This is a genomic window from Erythrobacter epiphyticus, from assembly GCF_034653295.1.
Lineage (GTDB): Bacteria > Pseudomonadota > Alphaproteobacteria > Sphingomonadales > Sphingomonadaceae > Erythrobacter.
Window position 1 is genome coordinate 104,894 of sequence record NZ_JAYEEU010000007.1, and the last position, 20,304, is coordinate 125,197.

Sequence of the window (20,304 nt, forward strand, 5' to 3'; positions counted from 1 at the left end):
CAACTGGCCAGCGGCGGGCAACGCGCCTATGTTGCGCTCCATGCCGTCCCGTTCGCGCTTCAACCCGACCTCCGGTCTGATCGATTTCTGGCACGAGTTCAGGAAGCCCAACCCCTATCGCTGGCCGATCCTCGGGCTTTCGCTGATCCCGGCGGTGCTGATCTTCGGCTGGGCGCTGTCGCAGACTCATTTCAAGAAGCCGGAGCGGCCCGAAATCACCTACATCACCAGCTTCGCCGAGGATCGGACGATTGACGAGATCATCGCCTCGAACCTCGAAAACCAGGAGCTGAAGGAACTGCGCGCAGCCAAGCAGGCGGAAATCGCGCAGCGCAAGCGCGCCATGTACAAGGCTTTGGGGGCAGCCACCGGCATGGATGTCGACACCATCGCAGCCGAAGCCGATGCCCGTCGCGCGGCAGAACAGGCCGCCGCCGAAGCCAGGCGTGCCGAGCAATTCGGACGGGTCGCCAAAGTGCCCGCCGCCAGCGAAAGCGCAGCACCATAGCGAGTTTCGCGCCTGACGATCACGACTGGATGGCCGCAGCCGCCCGGCTGGCCGGCCGGGCGCGGCCGCTCGCCCGGCCCAATCCCGGCGTGGCCGCGCTGCTCGTTGCAGATGGGCGGGTGCGCGCGCGCGGCTGGACCCAGCCGGGCGGACGCCCCCACGCCGAAGCCAGCGCGCTTGCGGGCATCGCGCCCGAAATCGTGCAGGCAGCCTCGCTCTATGTAACGCTTGAACCCTGTGCCCACGCCTCCGCGCGCGGCCCCGCCTGCGCCGATCTGATCGTCGCAGCACGGCCAGCCCGGGTGGTGATCGGCCAGCACGATCCCGATCCACGCACCGCGGGCAAGGGTATCGCCCGGGTCGAGGCGGCAGGGATTCCGGTGCGGCTGCTGGATGATCCGGCGGCGGCGGCAAGCTTGGCCGGGTTCCTGACCCGCCAGCGCCATGGGCGGCCCCACGTGACGCTCAAACTCGCGATGTCGCTCGATGGTTGCATCGCGCTCGCTGACGGGACGAGCCAGTGGATCACCGGCGAAGCCGCCCGCGCGCATGTCCACGCCCAGCGCGCCCGCCATGATGCCATTCTGGTGGGTGGCGGGACATGGCGCGCCGATCAGCCACGGCTCGATGTGCGCTTGCCCGGGCTGGAAGGCCGCTCTCCGGCCCGCGTGGTGTTGACGCGCGGCGCAGCGCCTGCGGGCGTGACTGCGATTGCCGCACCGCAGGATATCGCGACGCTTGAGAGCGTGCTCTATCTCTATGTCGAAGGCGGCGCGGCGACAGCCGCGGCCTTTCTCGCGGCTGATCTGGTTGATGTGCTGCACCTCTACCGCGCGCCCATCGTGATCGGCGACGGGCTGCGCGCCATCGGCCCGCTCGGCCTTGGCGATCTTGCATCCGCGCATGGCCGCTGGCGGCGCGCGCAATGCACCCAGCTTGGCAGCGACACCTTCGAAGCCTATGTCCGCACCCGCGATTGAAAGAGGATTACCGCTTCCATGTTCACCGGCATTGTCACCGCCATCGGCACCATTCTTTCCGCCGAACAGCGCGGCGATTTGCGTGCCCGCATTGCCGCGCCGCTTGATCCGGCGCGGATCGATATCGGCGCGTCGATTGCTTGTTCGGGCGTGTGCCTGACCGTGGTGGATCGCGGCGGCACGGCTGGCGATGCGTGGTTCGATGTTGATGTCTCGGGCGAAACAGTCAGCCGCACGGTTGCCGGAATGTGGGAAGCGGGCCGCCGCCTCAATCTCGAACCCAGCCTCAGGATGGGCGATGAATTGGGCGGGCATATTGTCACCGGCCATGTCGATTCGATCGGCGAGGTGGTGAAAGTCGCGCAGGCGGGTGGCAGCTGGCAGATCGCGGTGCGCGCGCGGGCCGAGATGGCGCCGTTCATCGCCGAGAAGGGCTCGATCACGGTCGATGGCGTGTCGCTCACCGTCAATGATGTGCGCGATCGCACCGATGGCACCTGCGATTTCCTGCTCAACATCATCCCGCATACCGCCAGTGTCACCACGCTTGGCGATCTGGCCGAAGGCGATACCGTCAATCTCGAGATTGATGTGCTGGCGCGCTATCTCAAACGGATGCAGGGCCTGGCCGCCGCGGGGTGACAGAGCCTGAAATCGGAAAATATTGTTGACAAACAAAGCTTAATCCTCTCCTTCGGCGAAGTCGGAACAGTCGTTAAGCAGTGCGGGTCTGCAATAATTGGGCCCACGCTTCGCACATTTCTGCGACCCGAGCCCGAAGGAAAAGAGCCAATGAATGCCTGGTCCGCATTTCGGGTGATTGCAGCGATCGCTCTGGTGCCTGCCTGCTATGCTCCTGCCTTTGCTCTCGCGTCTCGCACCGGCCCACTAGGCATCTTGACTTTGGTCACCGTCATTCTGGTGTCTGCAACCGTGGCCTTTGCAATTGCTGCGATACTTGTCCTTCAGCACAAGAGATCAGTAGGGGATTTCGGTGCTCGCGCAGTGGAAGCCCGCTCTGCTCTAATGTGGTTTGCAGGCTCGCTAGCGTTGGCTTTACCTGTCGTCATGATTGTGCAGGCGGGTGGAGAAGCGCCTCCCGATTTTATTCGGGCACTTGATATTCAAGCGGCATTTGTCCTTTTTGTCATCTGTGCTTCAATCCAGGAAGAACTAATCTTTCGCGGGACTCTTCTCGGCATCTTCAATAATGCACTCGCTCAAGGCCAATGGCTCGGGCCTGTCACCCTGAGCGCAGTCCTGTTTGGCCTTCTTCACCTGTCCGTCGGGCCCATAACAGCAGCAGCGGCAACTCTACTGGGTTTCCTTACTGGTTATGCTCGCTTCCGCACCGGCAGCCTTGTTACTGCGATCCTCTGCCATTCCGCCTTCAATCTCGCCAGCCTTCTCGTTCGATACATATGAGCGATGGGTAAGGTGAGCGCCCTCCTCTCTTCGCCAACCCTTGCTGCCATCGCGTTGCTGGCGGCTGCTTGCCAGCCAGCCACCGATGAGGCTGTCTCCGCAACTCAGATCACCGAGACCCCCATGACCAATCCTGTCGTTCATTTTGAAATTCCGGTGACCGACATGGATCGCGCCCTGGCTTTCTACGAGGCAGTATTCGAACTCGAACTCGATCGGCGCGAGACCGATGGCTACGATATGGCCTTCTTCCCGCGCGCCGATGGCCAGTACGGCGCAAGCGGCGCACTCGCCCAAGGCGATGTTTACCGTCCGGCCAAGACAGGCGTGATCCTGTACTTCGATGTGACTGACATTGACGCAGTTATTGCGCGTGCTGCATCCCGCGGGGCCAAGGTGCTCTATCCGAAAAAGAACATAGGCGAGGCAGGTTTTGTCGCCTAGATCGAGGACAGCGAAGGCAATCGCATCGCTCTCTCGCAAGCCCCTGCGTGAACCTGGCGGGCGATTAGGCGAGCGGGCCGGTCGCGAAACTCTCCCGCGTGATCACATAGGTGACGTGGCGAACAATCGTGCCCGCCATAATTCTTTCATCAACCCTGCCGCTCAGCCGACCGCCGATCTTTTCCATCGCCCGGCGTGAGCGGTGGTTCGCCTCGCCGACCACAAAGCGGCATTCGGCCACAGTGGCGAGCGCGTGGGCGAGCATCAGCCGTTTGAGCTCGCGGTTGGTGCCATCGCCCCAATGCGCGCGGGCAAGGAACGTCCAGCCGATCTCGACCGAGCCGCCGCCCGTCTCCGTCAGCCCCTGATAGCGCGAGGAACCGATGATCGCGCCGCTGGCCTTCTCGATGATCGCAAGCGCACCGCCCTGTGCCAGTGCATCCTCGAAGAACGCGCGGAAGACTTCTTCGCGCCAGCGATCATGTGCGGGATGCTGCTGCCAGATCAGCGGATCGGCAGCAACCGCGAACAGCGCGTCCCAATCCTCACCATGCAGCGGCCGCAGCAGCAGCCGCTCGCCTTCCAATGTGGGTTGCCGATCGAGCAAGCGCGCGCGGCCTCAGCCGGTTACCTCGGCCAGCGCCGCGACGAACTTGGGCAGGTTTGCCATCGTCAGCCCGGCGATATTGATGCGCCCCGAGGCGGCCATGTAGATGCCGTGCTCCTCGCGCAGCCGCACGACTTCCTCCTTGCTCACCGGGACAACCGAGAACAGCCCGTTCTGGGTGCCAAGCGGGGTCAGATCAATCCGGCCAGCCGTGCCTGCCGCGGCCAGTGCGGCGCGCACCTGCCGCATCCTGCCGCGCATTTCGTCAAGCTCGGTCAGCCAGACCTTTGTCAGATCAGGGTCGCGCAGGATCAGGCGCACCGCGGCGGCGCCGTGATCGGGCGGCATCGACCAGCTCGCGCGGGCGAGCGCATTGGCATTGCTGGTGATCGCATCGAGCCCGGCCGGAGTTTCGGCGAGCATGTAGAGCGCGCCGACGCGATCGCGGTACATCCCGAAATTCTTGTCGCAGGAATAGGCGATCAGCGCTTCGGGCATTTTGGCGAGCACAAGGCGCATCCCTGCGGCATCTTCCTCCAGCCCTGCCCCGAGCCCCTGATAGGCGGAGTCAATGATCAGGAAGACGCCCGTTTCGGCAATCGCCTCGGCAATCGCGGCCCATTGATCGAGGGTGTAATCCACGCCGGTCGGGTTGTGGCAGCAGCCGTGGAGCAGGATCGCTTCATCCGGCCCGGCGCTGCGGATCGCGGTGAGCACTGCATCAAGATTGGCGATGCCATCGGGATTGGCGTGATCAAACGTCGCCACCTCAAGGCTGATATCGGCCATGATCTGGGCATGGTTGGGCCAGCTTGGCACGCCCATGTGGATGCGGCGGACCCCGGCCTTCTGGGCCAGCGCCACGGCAAGGCGCACCGCCCCGGTGCCGCCCGGGGTCTGCATCCCGGCAAGCCGCCCGCCCATCGTCGCATCCGCGCCGAAGATATAGGGCATCAGCGCGTTGACGAAGCCGATATCGCCTTCGGGGCCGAGATAGCTCTTGGAATCCTGCTCATCCACCAGCCGCTGTTCCGCAGCCTTGATCGCGCGGAACACCGGCGTTGCGCCCTCTTCGGTGCGATAGACCCCGACGCCGAGATCGATCTTGTCCTCGCGCGGATCGGCCGCGTGGAGACGGATAAGGGCGAGCAGCGGGTCAGGCGCTTGGGGGCTGAGTCGGTCAAGCATGGTGCCATGGCGCATGGCGCCATGCGCGCGCCTATGCAACCGGGTTTTCGCCGGAAAATCCCCTAGAATGGCACCCAGCGCTGCTTTTCGGAAAAGCGCATGTAACCCGCATTGACCCCGAGCCGCAGACCCGCGCCAACCCGGATCGGGATCAACACCACATCGCCCTTGCGCAGATAGCTCGCGTGGAACCCGCCGATGAAATAGGCCTGCCCTTCACCCGCCGGAAAGCGCGCAAACAGATCCTGGCTATCATAAAGGTTGTAGACGAGCACAAAGGTATTGGCGGCATTGGCACCGGCATCAAAGCCGATCGAAGGCCCGGTCCAGTACACTGGCCGCGCGCCTTCGATCTTATGATGCAAGGTGCCCGAGCCATAGCGCGCGCCGACGATCAGCGCGCCGCCCGCCTCGCGCCCGACAATATAGGCATTGGGGCGGCCTTGCTTCGCCAGCAGATCCTCGATCAGCTTGGCGAGCCCTTCGGCACCTTTGCCGAACAGGCCTTCGGCAGCGCCGATGAGATCATCCTGCCCATAGGTAGCAGAGCCGGTATCGGCAGGAGCGGGTGTCGCCGCGGAGGGATCGGGTGCCGGGGCGATGTCGCTGCCTGCCGCTGCGCCAACGGGCGCGCCCTCAGCCACGGCGCCGGGTGCGGGGAGCGGGGATTGGGAGTCCTGCGGCGCTGTCAGATCGCCATCGATCCCGCCGCTTGCGGGCGCATCGCGATAGGCCTCATCGGGATCAAACCGCTCGACGCTCTGGGCGTGGGCTGCCATCGGCATTGCTGCGGCCGCGAGCGCTACCGCGGTCAGCGCCAGCCGGGCTGCCAGCCCGCGGAGCGAGAAGAGAGGATGGGCAAGATCATTCATGGGTCAGCCTTTCACGCCGTCTTTGGGCAAAGACCGGCAGCCTCGAAAAGAATCCTGCCGGCACAGGCCTGCAAGCTTCCGGCGACGAGGCGAATCAAAATTGCGCCGGAATGATGGCTGTGCCGCAGGCGAGATGAACCTGCGGCGAATTGGCCGGGTTGGGCGAGGCTTGCCTGCGGTATCGGTAGCGCCGGGTACGCGGCGAGGGCGAAATTCTTGCCATGCCACCTTGCCGAGCCTTCTGCTGATGCTTATAGCGCCCGTTTCGCGCGAGCATTGCGCCGCGGAGACGTGGGTGAGTGGCTGAAACCAGTTCCCTGCTAAGGAACCGTACTCTATCAGGGTACCGAGGGTTCGAATCCCTCCGTCTCCGCCAGTGCATTTTATCTCGGAAAATTGAAATCTTAAGGGGTTCGCGCTTCGATTTCTGCGCGCTTCCGCTCCGCATGACCGTGTGTGACGCAGTCGGCTGAATTCCGGCGACGGTATCAAATGCGTTTCCCTGACCGCTCGACGAAAAAAGCAACAGTTCAATTCATCCAGCCATCCTCGACAGCTCTCAACCCAGAGCCGGTCGTTCATGAATGCCAGATTGAACGTCTGGCCACCTCGTCGCGCGCGAATACATCAACCGTTCAAGCAGTGAGGAACTGACCGGGAATTAAGGGACAACGATACTCGCGGCTGCCAATGGTTCGAAGACTAATGCTGCACTCGGCCCAACTGTGGCATTCTCCACTATGCTATTGGCAGACGACAAGCCCACCGATTAACGGATTGTTTGCCGCGGTTGCCCTAATATTGGCACCATGTTTCGCGCGCTCTCATATCTAATTCCTGCTCAATCTTCATGCGAGCTCCGCGAGCAGGCAGTGACGAATTTCAGGAGCCTTCGACAGCAAATTCCGCTGCTCTACGCCGCGGCTCTCGTAAACCTTGTCGGACTCCATGTTGCGACTGGTGGCGAAGAACTGGTTCTGATTTCGCCAGTCAGCCTTCTCACTGCCTTGCTGTCGTGGAGAATGATGGTCTGGCTGTTTTTTCAGCGAGACTCCGATGATTTGAATGTAATTGCCCCCCAATTGATCAAGATGGTGGCACTGACTGTGCTGCTGTGCGTCGGTTTTTCGATCTGGACACAGGTCCTCATATCGAAGCACCCCAACGAGACAATGAGTATTCTATTGTTCAGCATTCTGGCCGCGTTGGGCGCTGCCTACGGCCTCAGCAGTTTTCCGCGAGCTGCGATCCTACCGCTCGCCATCTTGGGCCTTCCGATCGCGACCAGACTTTTGTTCATGAATAACGCAACAACCACCGGGATCGGCATAAGTCTATTGCTGGTGCTCTTGCTGTTAATGCGCCTGCTTCACACGCATAGCCGTGCACTGGCGGGACTGGTGACCAGCAAACTGGCTGTTGCAAAAGAACATAACCGCGCCATTTCGGCGGAGGTTGCTGCCCTCAAACGAGCAGACCAAGATGCGCTAACCGGACTGGCCAACCGCGCAAAAATCTTCCGCGAAATGCAATCCCATATGTCTCAAGGGCCGTCATCAGGGGGCGGTAGCGTGGTCGCAATCTGCGACCTCGACGGATTTAAAGCTGCGAATGATGCATTCGGTCATGCGGCGGGAGATGCGATCCTTCAAGCTTTTGCGGCGAGACTGTCAGACGCGTTCGGCGATAAAGCCAGTGTAGCCCGAACTGGTGGCGACGAGTTTGTCATATTCTGGCGCGATGGCCTGACCAAGCGCGATATCGCCAAGGTAGGCAACGCGATTTGTGCCTTGGCCAGCACCCCGATTGAATGGGATGGGAAAGGCCTGAATATCGGGGTTTCTTGCGGCATTACTGAAGCGGGTCCTATTTCCTCTTCGGTCAGCGAATTTGTCCGGCAGGCCGACTCGGCGCTGTATCGCGCAAAAGCATCAGGGAGAGGTGTTTGGCGGCTATACGACCGAAAGATGTATGCCTTGGACAAGCGCCGTGCAGCGCTAGAAAACATGCTTATGGATCGCAAGGCGCAAATGGAGACGACAATCCATTTCCAGCCAATCATTTGCCTGGCATCGGGGCAAGTGGTGTCTTGTGAAGCGTTGGCCCGGTGGAACAATGAACAACTTGGGATTATCCCTCCCAGTGAATTCATTTCCGTTGCAGAGCAGCTCGGCGTCATTGAGGGGCTCAACGAAATCTTGCTACAGAAGGCCATAAACGCGGCTACGCCATGGCCGCCGGAGTTGAGGCTTTCGTTCAATTTGAGCGCCATACAGGTCAGTCAGGAGGGCTCTGCTGACAGGTTATTGGGCCTGCTAGAAAAGGACGGTTTCTCTCCTTGTTCAATTCAATTTGAGGTAACCGAAACCGCATTTCTTACCGATTTGGGAAGAGCGAAACGCGAGCTGCAGAAACTGAAGGATGCGGGCTGCATAATCGCGTTGGATGATTTTGGCGCTGGTTACGCGTCTGTTTCCTATCTGCGCGACTTGGTGTTTGATGTGGTTAAGCTCGACGGTTCCCTCACAACCGATATTCAACATTGCGAACGTTCGCGTCGAATCCTGCTTGGCCTGATCGAACTTTGCCATGCCAGCGGCGCGAAATGTGTCGCAGAGCACGTTGAAACAAAGGAGCAATTGTCCCTGATCCGAGCCATGGGTTGCGATTTTGCGCAAGGTTACCACGTCGGACGCCCGGCGCCCGGAATGACCATCCTTGCGATGAGTCCTGATCGGACCGCTATGCCATTGCAACAGACCGGCTAACCTTCGGCCAACGACTGCTCTGTCGCGAAAACAAACTGAAGGTGCAAGTTTGACCGGTCATCCGCCACATCAATTGGGAAGGGCAGGAAAATTCCACAACACGTCCCTCGCCTTCGCGCAAATCTCGACCCAGATCAGATCTTAGGCGACCGCCAACCTGAATCCCTGATTTTAACAGAAAAAGTCATCTTGTTTTCTTGATCGTGCATCTGACCCGGTCATGGCCGCAGATTAGCGGAAGTGTGCCCGACTGTTTTCGCGAGGCTTGCCAAATAACCACCTCGCGGGAGGGTCAGCTCTTCCAGAAACAGAGCTATCAGGCCTGATGGGGGATTCGACGCCAGACTTGGCATAGACCCACGCAAGTTGAGCGCGCCCTATGCCTGCGACCGAACCGCGGCAGGTTGCAATCCCGCCGATATCGCAACGCTCGAGCGCAAACAGCGCCACATCTGTTTCGGCAGCGATGAACAGTTGTTCGATTGACCCTGAAGAAGGCGCGATCATCCCTTTGCCCCGAAGCTAATTAATAGTTTGTATACTATAGTCGTTCCACACGATTTAATTCTAGTTCTGGCAACACAGGCGCGAAAGGATACGTGCAATGTTCGCTCTAACTTCTATCGCGCTGCCCGCGTTGCTATTTGGCTCTGCGGCGTCAACCGTTAGTTTCGAGCTACGGCTGCGGGTGCCTGTGGTTTGCGCAATCGAATCGTTGTCGGGCAGCCCGGACAACCCACGCGTCTTGCGGGTGTCGACACGTTGCAACACCGAGAACATCGACTTGTCATTTAGTGGCGACCTTGCCAACAACCGCATTACTGATGTTACATCAGGCAGTTTCATTGCGAGCCGTGGCGTAAACACTGTAAGGCTACGCCAATTCCGTCCCGGTCGGGGCGAAGTCGAAATCGTTTTTGATGATGAGATAAAAGACTTCTCAAGCAATTCGGTATCGCTGGCCGGTTACTGACCACCGCTAATTGGCGGTGAAGGTGATCGTCAACGTATCGCGGTAGGTGCCGGCGAAAGCAACCGGCTGAGGGTCAACATTGACGGCAAGTGTGCCGGTTCGCTGCCGGGAATCCACAAAGGGTAAGGTGACTGGGGATTGTCCCGTCAAATCTATGATCTTGCCGTCGATCCGCGCGGTGTAGGGAACGCGCCCGAAGGCCTCGCCATCTTCGTGAAGCAAGGTCCCACGGTTGTCGGAATAGGCCGTGACGAGCAGCGACGAATTGGTGCGATACAAGAAGTCCGATCTTGCAAATCCGCCGTCGCTCACATCGCCGAGCGAGAGGTTGCGACTGGCTCCGCCGTCCAACAGCGTGACAGAGGGAGCAACGAACAAGCTGACGCGGAAGCTCACGGGCGGCCCGCTGCCGACCCGCATCGCCAGGTCCGCTGAATATTCGCCAGGAGGCACAAATTGTCCGCTGGGCGCTTCAAGCATATCGAGAAGCAGAACCCGGTCCCTGATCATATCGCGCCGCGCAATACCGGTCAGACGGATTAGATTGTCGGCTGGCTGGGCGAAGCGCGGCGAACGGACGAAGCGCGTGTTGAGTTCATGTGACCCGTTGCGTAGCGCGATAGAGTAGCCTGCTTGCTCGGTGATCTCGATTTCCGCCGATTGGCAGGAGTTGTCCAGTTGCTCCGGATTCCGTTCCAACTGGACCGTAACGACCTTGAACCCGGGATCAGCCGGATCGTAGGTTCGTTCGCCAACTTGAACGGCGTCGGCTTCGTAGGTCGCGCAAGGTGCTGCCTGCAAGGACGTAGCCGGCAGCAGCCCTGCTCCGATGATAACAAGCCATTTCATTTGCCGCTCCTCAGCTCGATATTGCCCAGCGAAATGTTGGCCGGATCATCTTCACGCACTTCAAACTCGAACTGCAAGTCCGTTCCGTCGATTTCGGCCCGATATCGTCCCGGAACAAGCTGGGTGAATACGGCCCGTCCTACCCGATTGGTAAAAAAGGCAAGCGCCTTGCCCGTCTCGAGGTTGATCAGACGACCTGTGGTGAGACCGACGACTTTGCTGTCAAAACCTGTCAAGGTTGCGGTCGCGATGCGATACTCTTCGGACCCGACGGTAATGGCGATTCCAGTGCGCGCGCCCGGCATCGCGACATACTCTCCGGCGCCAATATTGTAGCCCATCGGCGCGTTCTCTGTAGAGACCCGGATTTCCTGCGCGCGATAGGGAATGAACACCGGCACAACTGCCGGGCCGGCTGAGTTGGCGAAGCCCAGGTCGCGGCCAACTGCGCCCGTCGAGACGCGAACCTGCGCATTTTCGAGCGACGGGTGTTTCTTGACCATGATGAATCCTCGCGAAGGATCGCGGCCAATACCAAAGGTGCCGTTGGCGAACCCGATCCCGGTTTGCAGCCGGACAGAGGACTGATTGCGAAACTCCGAAGTAGTGGAATCATATTCCTGCTGGATGTCCACGAGCGCCTCGAAACGCGATGTGCCATAGCCAAATCGGCCGCCGACCTCATAGCTGTCGGGGCCGTATTGAGCGCGCGCGCCGTAGTCGATTTCGGGCAAGGTCAGCGGACGAAGCTGCCGATACTCGACACGCGCTGTCTGGCTCACAGTGTCGACCGTCGCAAAGATGTTCGAGCGCCTGCCAAGCCGCATCGCGGCGGTCACCAGAGCGCCGAACTCGCGCCGCGAGTTGAACTCGGAATAACGGAGGTTGACGCCGAGATTGAAACGTCCGAGCTGCTTCTGGAGACCACCGAACAGCCCATACCGCTCCTCGTTGTTACGATGCGTGGAGAAATAGGTCGCCCCGACGATGGCCTGCATGGTCGGCGAAATGTTCGCGCGCACATCCGCAGCCAGATCAAACTCGATATCCTCTAGAAACCCGAAGCTCGCGAGGCTCTGAAATCGGGGCGTGCGATATTCAGCCCTGAGATTCGTCTGGGCGCCGCCGAAACCGAGATCGATAGGCGACCCCCGGTAAGTCAGTGCCACCACGGCGCCTTCACCGACATTGCTGCTGCTGGCCGCAACATCGATCTGGGTGACGCCCCGAAAGGCCGCAAAAGCCGCGGACAAGCCGATGTTCTGGTAATTTTCAGAGATGATCGCGCTTCCGGACAGGGTCAGCGATTCCGATATGCCCTGCCGGTAAAACAGGCTCGCGACGGGATCAGATGTGTAGGAAAATCCAACCACTCGGTTGTCGCGCAGCAGGCCAGCATTCAACGAAAACTCGTTCAAGCCTTCGCCAAGCAGGTTGATATCATTGCCAAGCGTAAAGCTGTCGACCTCGCGCCGCCCCAGCGCGTCCTCGATGACGATGGTGACCTGATTGCTAAGGTCTGCGGCAGGGATGTCGCGAATGTCGATCGGGCCGGGTCCGGCGCTGAACGTGCGGAGCAGGGCGCCATTAACGTAGATCTCGATCAGGGAGGGGCGCTCGAGCAAGAAAGAACGGCTGCCGAGGGGCCGCACGTTGCGGTCGGGCTGCAGGTCTTGGTAGAAACGTTGGACACCTATGCCGAGCAGATCGAAGTCGCCTCCGTAACGCGATTGCAAGGGCTGAATGTCGCCAGCGGAATAGCGCAGGACGTTGTTCGTGTCGTCCTTGAAGGCAATAATCCGGTCGCGGACGAAGAGCTTCTCGCTCCCGGTAAAGTCGAATTGCCCGCCGAACAGGATACTGACGCCGTCACTCCCCCCGACGTTAGTGAAGCCATTAACCAGGAGGCTAGAACTGACACGCTCCATCGCCACGATGTCGCCGGTGGTGAACGAGGAAAAGGAGAGGCCGGCCGAAAAGTCTGACGGCAATGCCACCGGAATTCCGGAATAGTCGATCTGCCGGCTCCCGGAAAAAACACGTTTTCCCCGCGACGCGAGTGGGATGTCGACAGACAAGCTCAATGTCGAAGGCACAAAGGTTATGACCAGCCCGATTTCGCGCAGGCGATCAACCGGCACGAGGCCCGAACCGAGGGGCAGCAGCCATTCGCGGGTCGCATCGTTGACAAGTGAGCCGAGAACCTTGGCTATATCTGCGGCAGAAACGCTAAGGACGCGGGTCGGCGTGATTTCGGCCTGCACATTGCCAAGGCCGGCACCTTCGAAGAGCAGAGGGACGCTTAGAACGGCCGAGCGTTCGGTGACACGCGACAATTCGGGCTTTTGCAGCGAGCCGGAACCAGACTCGGTAACGGGGAGCAGGGGGTCTTGGGTAACCGCGGGCGATGCGACAGGCTGTTGTTCGCCATCGAGACGCTGCGGAACGAGATCTGCTTCGCTGGCTGCCCTTTCGGGCGATGTCACCTGAAGACTGGCACCCCCGAAATCGGTTGCGGCCACCACCGCATTGGTCTCTCTCTGAACGCTATCAAGACTCGCATTGGTATCTTCGGCAAGCGCGACACGGCCGTGCGACCGGGCGTCGGCCGGGATTGCGGCCGGGATTGCGGCCGGCACCTCAATCGTGGTTTCATCGGGACTTAGGGGTCTTTCGGCAGCAAGTGCGAAGGTTGTCACCAAGGCTTCGTCCTGCACCGGCCGCTGCAGCTCCTGTTCGCGGACGAGGTCTGTCAGTTCGCCTGGGTCTTGGGCGGGGTTGGCGGTCGCATCAAATGCTTCGGCAGAGGGCGAAGCCGAAGGAGGGCCAAGCCCGCTAGTGCTCGCTGCCGCGCCCGGCGCGCCAAGCGTGAACGTGGTTTCCTCTGCGGGGGTCGGTTCGTGCAACTCGAACCCGTCGTGGATCGGATCGTATGAAACCGGAATGCCTGCTCTGCGCAAGTCCGCAAGCGACAGATACGCGTCAAGCGCGGACGCGTTTTCCATCCGAGCCAGCTCGCTCGCTGTGAACCGGTCGCTTAGCAGGTTGACCAGGGATCCGACCCGGACATAAAGCCCGTCAAGAGTTTGCTGGAACTCAAGCATTCCCGCCACCTGCTCGTCAATCATGATGGGCAGACGCGATTCGACCTTCAATGCGGGGACAATCGTTGCCGGAACCGATTCGGGCGAGGTGGCGAGGCGAAGCGCCTCGACATTCATGGTTTCCCCCGGAGCCGGTGCAGTGCCCGACACGGAGGAGTGAGCAAATCGGGGTGGGACAGCCGGTGACGTCGGCTCTAGCTGCTGTTCTTGGCCATCGCCGTCTTGCAAATTCTCAATCTGGCGGGTTTGCAGTTGAGCGAGAGGGGCCGCCGCGTCTGGTGTTGCCGAAGCGGCCGATACAGACGAGATTGGGCTGGGCATTTGATCCACGCCGGCCTCTTGGTCCCGGCTGATTGCTTCCATACCAATCGAGGAAAGCGGGGTCGAAGGTTGTATTTCTGCGGACGCCCCGCCCGCGAGATCGAACGTTGGCAAGGTCGGCACAACCTCTTCCGCAAGGATGGCCGCATCCGTTCCCGGCGTAGTCTCAAGGCCGAGCGGGAACGGCTCCTCGGCAGGAAAAGGCGCGGCCTCGCTTCGCTCCAGATCTGTAACGCTTTCGGCTGCAATCTTTGCCACCTCGGATGGCGACGCGGGTGCTGGCGAAATGATCGCGGCATCGATTACGGAAACCTTCGCCGGTGCGGGTTGCGATGACTGCGTAACCAAGATTGGAGGTGGATCTGCCTGCGCCGCAAAGAAAGCCTCCCCCTCCTCGCGCGCCGTTGGTAGAACGGCCATTGCCGGTGACGTTGTGCTCTTCAAGGAGCGTATGGCCGGGTCACGAAAAACCAGACCAGGTTCAGGTAAAACCGGCACCAAAAGATCCGGCGCTGCCTGCTTGCCCGGTTGCATGACGATGCGTTTGGTTTCCAACGGCTTGGGACCCGCAGGCAACTTCTGCGGCGGCATGGTTTCAATCACGAGCACGCTGCCAGGCAGGAGGCCGAGGAGGAGGCATCGACCTATCGCAACCTTGCTGGCTCCGCTCAGCGGCCACCATCGGTGCTTTCCGCCCGATTTTTTCTGGACGTCTCCAGATTTTCGCTCGCTCTCACGCATCCCTGCGCCCCCTGAGGCTGGCAAAAGGAGAAGGCTGCCCCCCTTCAAACACTAAGGTTGTCGGAACTCTGCCTGCAAGGTGCCAGTGGCCGGAAGGTTGTCTAGGGTCATGGCAAAAGAAATCCGCCCGCCAGGAGGAACAAGACCGTTCTGGATAAGCTCAGCCAACGCGGCCGACCCGTAGACCCGCCGGTTGCCATCCAACAAAAGAACCAGTTCCATTCCGGTCAGAAGCGCATACTTGCTACCGCTATTAGCGACATCAAGCAAAAGCTTGCCGTTCTCAATACGGGCTTTTGTGGCAAGCTTGGCAAAGGCGCGGGGTGGTTCGACATAGACGGCCACGCCAAAGTTATAAGCGAACTGCACGCCAGTGAACCCGGGGGGCACAACCGGAACCTCGGCTACTTCGATGACGTAACCGACGGCGGCATCTGTCGGCGGCGGGCCAATATATTCGAAGCGAAAGGCCTGCGACTTTCCTGCTGCAATCGCAATCTGCGGAGGGAAAACAATAAAATCTTCATCGGCCGGCACAAAACTCTGCGTGCCGTCTTCGGCGATGATGCGACGCTTGACGATGATTTCTACCGGGAGTTCGGTGTCGCGGATGTTATTGACAGTAATGGTGGAATTGGTCCGGCCTTCGGCAGGCACGAGCGTGACCCGCATCGGCGTCACTTCATAAGCATTTGCCGATGGCGTTGTGCCCACCAACACGATCACAGCGAAAAGCGCGGCGAGAAGGCCCTTGATCATGCCGGACAAAGATGTCGCTCCCCCGAAACGAGGAAGCAGGCAACCTTGACGGCGCCTGCTTCCCGAATTCACACCAGCTTAGGTTCAGTTCGCCACAACTGCAATGGTCACCACGTCAGTGTAATCACCAGCGAAAACGGTCGTGCCCGGCGCATTATTGCCGCCCAGGGCTGCAGCGACACCAGCCACGCGAAAGCTCACGCTGCCGGTCTGGCCCGCCAGGAATGCGGTCGAACCGCCAAGGTTCGTGACAAGGTTAGAGGTCAGCGCAACGAAACCTCCGGTGCCGAGGCCGCTACCGCCGCCATGGCTCATTTCGAACGGAATGGAATTTCCGGCACCGCCCGAACTACCGGTGCGGATCATCACACCATTGTTGGCTGACGAGATCGTCCGGGTGAAACCGCCCGGCGCGTTGCAGCGATAGGTTGCCGAGCCAGCGGCCGCGGTGACAAAGGTGTCTGAAGGTGTGGTCGACAGTTCGGCGAAGTTCACCGGAACGGTGGGACCGTCAAACTTGTAGACACCGCATTTCACGGCGACTTCGGCGTCAAGTTCGTAGGTCAGCGTCTGGGCAGCAGCGGGAGTAGCGGCCGCGACGGTGGCCGCGGCGGCCAAAAGCATTTTCTTCATCATAAGTCTTCCCTCTTCATGTTTCCAGGTCAGAAGCCATATCTCCACCAACAGGAGCGGCATCGTGCTCGCGACCACAGATCGCCAATTAACCTGTTAGCTAACCGACGAAGGATCATTAATCTCCTGTTTACTACAAGGCAACCATCGCCCGCAGACTTTCATCCAGCTGTTCCAAATTGGGAAGAAGGCCGCCCATAAGTTAATCCGGACATGCAAAGCGCTGAAATTTCGGTGGCAAGGAAAATGCTCCGGCGTCTAACTGCGAGTATAAAGTTAGCTGCCGCATGCCGCAGAATCACGGCAACGAGGCAGGCCTTGGCTGTCCTGACACCACATGGGCTATCGCGCTGCTACCCAAGCTTGGACCACGCGGCTCTGGAGTTTTCCGCGTTGCTCAGGTCCGGTGGGCTGCCTGAAGACTAACTTCAGGCCAGGCACCAAGAGCAATGCGCTTTTGCCTGCCGGCGAAGTTGTACTTCAGCCGCGAGATCTTTAAGCCGTTAGCGAAGACCTCAAGGTAGAGCCCGCGCTCATCGGCGCGCTTGTAGGCGGTAGCACCCGGCGAAAAAGCTCGGATTTGCAAGGCCGTCAGTGACATTTGGGGACATGACCTTTCGCCGGAAAGGGGCATGTGGGGGCGCGGCCTGAAACAGCGTGAAACACGCGACATCAACATCCAGCCCAAAGCGAGAGATTTCGGCGGTTTTTTCGAGATTTTTGATGCCACTCCCGCAGGAGTTTTGGTGCCAGAAGAGGATACGCTCACCCAGTCCATTACCATTAGAAAAACAACGAGTTAGCTCGCCGTCTGCGAGCAGTTGTGTAGCAGTCTGGTGGGGCGCGATCAAGGGGTGCCGGTCGTCACTCTAAGGCGTTGCAGATTTCGGCGATCTCAGCGGCTGCTTGCGTTAGGGTCGCTTCTTCTTCTGGCTCCAGATGGTGATTTACGGCGGCAAGGCATTGGAGCGTTAGGCGTGTTGCTGTTGCGATCGCTGGAGCCAGCCATGCCGGTTCAAAGTAATGGCTACGTGGCTTGGGGTGCTCAAAACATCCTCGCACATGGGATAGCCCGCGCCGCCATACTGGTCCGAACTTCCGGCCCGCTTGGTGCGTCCGACGAGCTCCTGCCCGATGTCCGAGTTGTGCAGCCCGGCGGCCCGCAGGCGATCCTGGAAGTTGTGGCGGAAGCTGTGCAGGCCCAGCCGGTTGCCGGTGACGCCGAGGTCCTTCAGCCGTCGCCCGAACCAGTCGCCGAGACTGTCGCCCCACTTGCCCGCGATGTCAGGCTCCTCGCCAGCGAAGAGCAGCTCCCCGCCTTCCTTGCGGCGGCGTTCGACGAACGCGAGGAAGCCCATGCGGATCAGCTCCGGGTGCACCGGCAGGGTTCGCCGGGCGTTGCGCGTCTTGAGACGCTTCGAGCCGCCGGGGCGGATGCGGATCGAAGGCACGCCGTCGACTTCGTCGATGTCGGCAATGTGGAGCTGGGCGATCTCGCCCCGCCGCATCCCATGGAACAGGGCCATGAGCGGCCCCCAGAAGCGGATCGGCTTTTCGCCGACGCCGTCAGGTGCAGTCCAGGGCTTTGCCGCGAAGATCGTCTTGAGCTGCGCGGGGGTGAAAGGATCGCGCTTGTCCTCGGGTGCCACCGGATCGGCCACCGCGAGGCCGCGGAAGGGATTGCCGCTCGTCCATTCTTCCTGGTGCGCCCAATTGAACAGCGCCGAGATGTGGGCGAGGTAGGCGCGGTTGACGGTCGCCGGGGCAATCACCGCGAGGCCGAGCTTCTCGCCTCGGTCTGCGGCGTCACGCAAGGAGAGCCCGCGGAGCTGCTTGAGCTTGCCGAGGCCCGCAGGCAGTCGCCGTAGGAGGGAGAGGACCTCGCGCGCCTCGGTGCGGCCGATCTCGGCAGCCGGGCGTTCGCCGATGGTTTCCCGCAGGAGCCGGTTTACGGGTTCCTTGGCGCGCAGGGTGGACGGAGCCCACCGCTCGCTCTCGGCTTCCTCGAAGGCCTCGATCAAGTCGTTGACGGTGCGCGCCGGTTTGCCTGCGGCGTGCACCAGGCTCGCGACACTCGCATCCGCCGGGCGATAATCCTCCACGCCCCGCAGCCGCGCCGCCACCCCGCGGTGCAGCTCGATCATGGCCCTGAGGTTCATCATGGCGAGATGCGCCAGCGAGCCGCTGTCCTCGGGGATGGGCAGTCCTTTGCGCTCCACCATGTTGCGCGTCAGCGCCGCCACCGGAGCGACATCGCGCCGCGCGAGGTGATCCTCCAGCGTCTCGATGGTCTTGTCGGTAGCTTCGAGGAGCTCGTCGCGCTGGGTGCGATCGAGCGGGCCGCGGACTTGGTAGTGGCGCAGCGCTTCGGTGTAGAACTCGGTTGCCAGCCGCCTGATCTCGACCTCGGAGAGATCGCGGAAGCGATTGTCGGCGAGCCGCCTGCGCGCGTCTTCCACGATCGCCACATATTCCGCGGAGATGATCGGGAGCTTCGCTTCGGCGAGCTTTCGGTCGCTCTCGCCGGTGGATCGGGTGAACTCGCCCTTAAGGAGCGGGGCAACGTCAGTCGGCCAGCGCTTACGCACCTGCCACAAAGACGAGCCTTTCCGCTTGCTGATCTTGAACATGAGATCGCCGCCCTGTGTAGCACTTTTGTGGTGCAGTCGGCGGGTTTTTCTCATGGTTTTTCAGTAAGATCAGAACCTTACATGGTGTTGGTGCCCAGAAGAGGACTCGAACCTCCACGACCTTGCGATCGCCGCCACCTGAAGACGGTGCGTCTACCAATTCCGCCATCTGGGCACTTTGCGCAACGCCGATCAAAGCATCGGCTGCGGGTAGGGGCGGGCCAATAGCGAGCCCTGCCCCTGCCTGTCAACGCAAACCTCGCGGCAAATCGCATGTCGCGCGGCAGAGGCGGAAATCACGGCGCTTTTCGTGCCCGGAACGCTTGCCCTGCCTTGCGCATTGAAGCATGGGGCAGCGCGTCAACCCACCGGGCCAATCACTCGCATTGCAAGAGCTTTCCTGCCATGACCACACCCTCCCCTCTTTCCGGCAAGCTTGTCACCCTGTTCGGCGGCAGCGGCTTTATCGGCAATCATGTCGCGCAAAAGCTGCTCGAGCGCGGCGCGCGCCTGCGCATTGCCAGCCGCAATCCTGAGAAAGCCTTTGGTCTCAAGCCGCTTGCCAACCTTGGCCAGCTGCAATTCGTCCCCTGCAATCTGACGCATGAGACCAGCGTGGCCGCAGCGCTGGCGGGGGCCAGCCACGCCGTCAATCTGGTGGGTGTCTTTGCCGGCGATGTGACGGCGGTGATGGGCGAAGGTGCGGGCACCCTTGCCCGCCTCGCCAAGGACAGCGGCCTCGAAGCGCTCGTCCATGTCAGTGCGATCGGGCCGGGCGCGGCGTCAAGCGTGCCCTATGCACAGGCCAAGGCGCTAGGCGAAGAGCGCGTGCGCGCCGCATTCCCCACGGCAACCATCCTGCGCCCCTCGATCGTGTTCGGGGGGGATGACAATTTCCTCAACATGTTCGGCGGGATGATCGAACTTGCCCCCGTCCTGCCGGTGTTCGCGCCCGAAGCGCGGCTGCAACTCGTCGTTGTCGATGATGTCGCCGAAGCGATCGTCACCGCGCTCGAGCACCCGGAGCTGCACGGCGGCCACACCTATGAACTGGGCGGGCCGGAACAGATCAGCATGATGGAGCTGAACCAGCGGATTGCCGCCGCCCAAGGGCGCAGCCGCCGCTTCATCGCCATGCCCGATACGCTGTCCGCGATCTTTGCCGCACTCCCCGGCACCCCGATGAGCCGCCACCAGTGGGCGCTGCTCAAACCGGGCAATGTTGTCGCCGAAGGCGCTCGCGGTTTTGCCGAGCTCGGGATCGAACCGCGCGCGCTCGGCCTGTTTCTCGACAAGTGGATGCTGCGCTTCCGCAAGCATGGCCGCTTTGGCCTCAGCAATGAACGCGCCAAGGCGCGCAAGGCCGCCGACTGATTCGCGCCCGTTTCATGCAGCAGCGGCGATGGGAGTCTGAATGTTGGAGACAGTTGAGACACTGTCTTGAACGCAAAAACGGCCCCTCCCCGCACGCCCGGATCACGGCGGAACGACAGCGGAAGGGA

General features: G+C 61.0%; 19 protein-coding genes and 2 tRNA genes. 10 read left to right on the forward strand and 11 right to left on the reverse strand.

Going from position 1 to position 20,304, the window contains the following annotated elements; translation table 11 throughout:
* Positions 1–40: 40 nt before the first annotated feature.
* The 5 genes from SOQ14_RS06035 (at position 41) to SOQ14_RS06055 (ending at position 3,357) form a co-directional block, all read left to right on the forward strand.
* Positions 41–508 (forward strand): hypothetical protein, encoded by a 468-nt coding sequence (locus SOQ14_RS06035; protein ID WP_322897159.1) that lies wholly within the window; start codon positions 41–43, stop codon positions 506–508.
* The gene (gene ribD / locus SOQ14_RS06040) at positions 505–1,488 is read left to right on the forward strand and encodes a bifunctional diaminohydroxyphosphoribosylaminopyrimidine deaminase/5-amino-6-(5-phosphoribosylamino)uracil reductase RibD (protein ID WP_322897846.1); all 984 of its coding nucleotides are present in this window, start codon (positions 505–507) and stop codon (positions 1,486–1,488) included. The genes SOQ14_RS06035 and ribD overlap by 4 nt, the downstream gene beginning before the upstream one ends.
* An 18-nt stretch (positions 1,489–1,506) precedes the next feature.
* Entirely contained in the window at positions 1,507–2,130 is a 624-nt protein-coding gene (locus SOQ14_RS06045) for a riboflavin synthase (protein WP_322897160.1), read from the forward strand.
* A gap of 150 nt (positions 2,131–2,280) precedes the next feature.
* The gene (locus tag SOQ14_RS06050) at positions 2,281–2,913 is read left to right on the forward strand and encodes a CPBP family intramembrane glutamic endopeptidase (RefSeq protein WP_322897161.1); all 633 of its coding nucleotides are present in this window, start codon (positions 2,281–2,283) and stop codon (positions 2,911–2,913) included.
* Between the two features lie 12 nt (positions 2,914–2,925).
* Positions 2,926–3,357, forward strand: a complete 432-nt coding sequence (locus SOQ14_RS06055) for a VOC family protein (RefSeq protein WP_322897162.1) — start codon at positions 2,926–2,928, stop codon at positions 3,355–3,357.
* A 64-nt stretch (positions 3,358–3,421) separates the two neighbouring features.
* On the opposite strand, the gene SOQ14_RS06060 is transcribed toward SOQ14_RS06055, so the two are convergent.
* From SOQ14_RS06060 to SOQ14_RS06075, 4 genes are all read right to left on the reverse strand, one after another.
* Positions 3,422–3,964 carry a GNAT family N-acetyltransferase gene (locus SOQ14_RS06060; RefSeq protein WP_322897163.1) on the reverse strand — a complete coding sequence of 181 codons (543 nt, stop codon included), beginning with the start codon at positions 3,962–3,964 and terminating at the stop codon, positions 3,422–3,424.
* A gap of 12 nt (positions 3,965–3,976) precedes the next feature.
* Entirely contained in the window at positions 3,977–5,152 is a 1,176-nt protein-coding gene (locus tag SOQ14_RS06065; protein ID WP_322897164.1) for an amino acid aminotransferase, read from the reverse strand.
* A gap of 62 nt (positions 5,153–5,214) precedes the next feature.
* Entirely contained in the window at positions 5,215–6,024 is an 810-nt protein-coding gene (locus SOQ14_RS06070) for a DUF1134 domain-containing protein (RefSeq protein ID WP_322897165.1), read from the reverse strand.
* Positions 6,025–6,118: 94 nt separating this feature from the next.
* Positions 6,119–6,247, reverse strand: a complete 129-nt coding sequence (locus tag SOQ14_RS06075) for a hypothetical protein (RefSeq protein ID WP_322897166.1) — start codon at positions 6,245–6,247, stop codon at positions 6,119–6,121.
* 62 nt (positions 6,248–6,309) lie between these two features.
* Here SOQ14_RS06075 and SOQ14_RS06080 point away from each other — a divergent pair.
* The 3 genes from SOQ14_RS06080 to SOQ14_RS06090 all read left to right on the forward strand — a co-directional run bounded on the left by SOQ14_RS06080 (position 6,310) and on the right by SOQ14_RS06090 (position 9,765).
* A tRNA-Ser gene (locus SOQ14_RS06080) sits at positions 6,310–6,400 on the forward strand.
* A gap of 433 nt (positions 6,401–6,833) precedes the next feature.
* Positions 6,834–8,792 (forward strand): putative bifunctional diguanylate cyclase/phosphodiesterase, encoded by a 1,959-nt coding sequence (locus SOQ14_RS06085; RefSeq protein ID WP_322897167.1) that lies wholly within the window; start codon positions 6,834–6,836, stop codon positions 8,790–8,792.
* Positions 8,793–9,396: 604 nt separating this feature from the next.
* Entirely contained in the window at positions 9,397–9,765 is a 369-nt protein-coding gene (locus tag SOQ14_RS06090) for a hypothetical protein (protein WP_322897168.1), read from the forward strand.
* Between the two features lie 6 nt (positions 9,766–9,771).
* Here SOQ14_RS06090 and SOQ14_RS06095 read toward each other — a convergent pair whose 3' ends face one another.
* The 5 genes from SOQ14_RS06095 to SOQ14_RS06115 all read right to left on the reverse strand — a co-directional run bounded on the left by SOQ14_RS06095 (position 9,772) and on the right by SOQ14_RS06115 (position 16,773).
* Positions 9,772–10,614, reverse strand: a complete 843-nt coding sequence (locus tag SOQ14_RS06095) for a hypothetical protein (protein ID WP_322897169.1) — start codon at positions 10,612–10,614, stop codon at positions 9,772–9,774.
* Positions 10,611–14,780 (reverse strand): fimbria/pilus outer membrane usher protein, encoded by a 4,170-nt coding sequence (locus tag SOQ14_RS06100; RefSeq protein ID WP_322897170.1) that lies wholly within the window; start codon positions 14,778–14,780, stop codon positions 10,611–10,613. The genes SOQ14_RS06095 and SOQ14_RS06100 overlap by 4 nt, the downstream gene beginning before the upstream one ends.
* 51 nt (positions 14,781–14,831) lie before the next feature.
* Positions 14,832–15,539, reverse strand: a complete 708-nt coding sequence (locus tag SOQ14_RS06105) for a fimbrial biogenesis chaperone (RefSeq protein WP_322897171.1) — start codon at positions 15,537–15,539, stop codon at positions 14,832–14,834.
* A gap of 84 nt (positions 15,540–15,623) precedes the next feature.
* Positions 15,624–16,175 (reverse strand): hypothetical protein, encoded by a 552-nt coding sequence (locus SOQ14_RS06110; RefSeq protein ID WP_322897172.1) that lies wholly within the window; start codon positions 16,173–16,175, stop codon positions 15,624–15,626.
* Between the two features lie 394 nt (positions 16,176–16,569).
* Positions 16,570–16,773, reverse strand: coding sequence for an Arm DNA-binding domain-containing protein (locus SOQ14_RS06115; protein WP_322897173.1), 204 nt, complete (start codon positions 16,771–16,773; stop codon positions 16,570–16,572).
* 31 nt (positions 16,774–16,804) lie between these two features.
* Between SOQ14_RS06115 and SOQ14_RS06120 the strand changes: the two genes are divergently transcribed.
* Positions 16,805–16,975, forward strand: a complete 171-nt coding sequence (locus SOQ14_RS06120) for a hypothetical protein (protein WP_322897174.1) — start codon at positions 16,805–16,807, stop codon at positions 16,973–16,975.
* A 168-nt stretch (positions 16,976–17,143) separates the two neighbouring features.
* Here SOQ14_RS06120 and SOQ14_RS06125 read toward each other — a convergent pair whose 3' ends face one another.
* Together SOQ14_RS06125 and SOQ14_RS06130 are read right to left on the reverse strand one after the other, a co-directional pair.
* Complete coding sequence (locus SOQ14_RS06125; protein WP_322897175.1) at positions 17,144–18,802, reverse strand: site-specific integrase; 1,659 nt, start codon at positions 18,800–18,802, stop codon at positions 17,144–17,146.
* Positions 18,803–18,890: 88 nt separating this feature from the next.
* Positions 18,891–18,977 (reverse strand) — tRNA-Leu (locus tag SOQ14_RS06130).
* Between the two features lie 230 nt (positions 18,978–19,207).
* On the opposite strand from SOQ14_RS06130, the gene SOQ14_RS06135 reads away from it, so the two are divergent.
* On the forward strand, positions 19,208–20,176 hold the full coding sequence (locus SOQ14_RS06135; RefSeq protein ID WP_322897176.1) for a complex I NDUFA9 subunit family protein: 969 nt from the start codon (positions 19,208–19,210) through the stop codon (positions 20,174–20,176).
* The last annotated feature ends 128 nt before the right edge of the window (positions 20,177–20,304 follow it).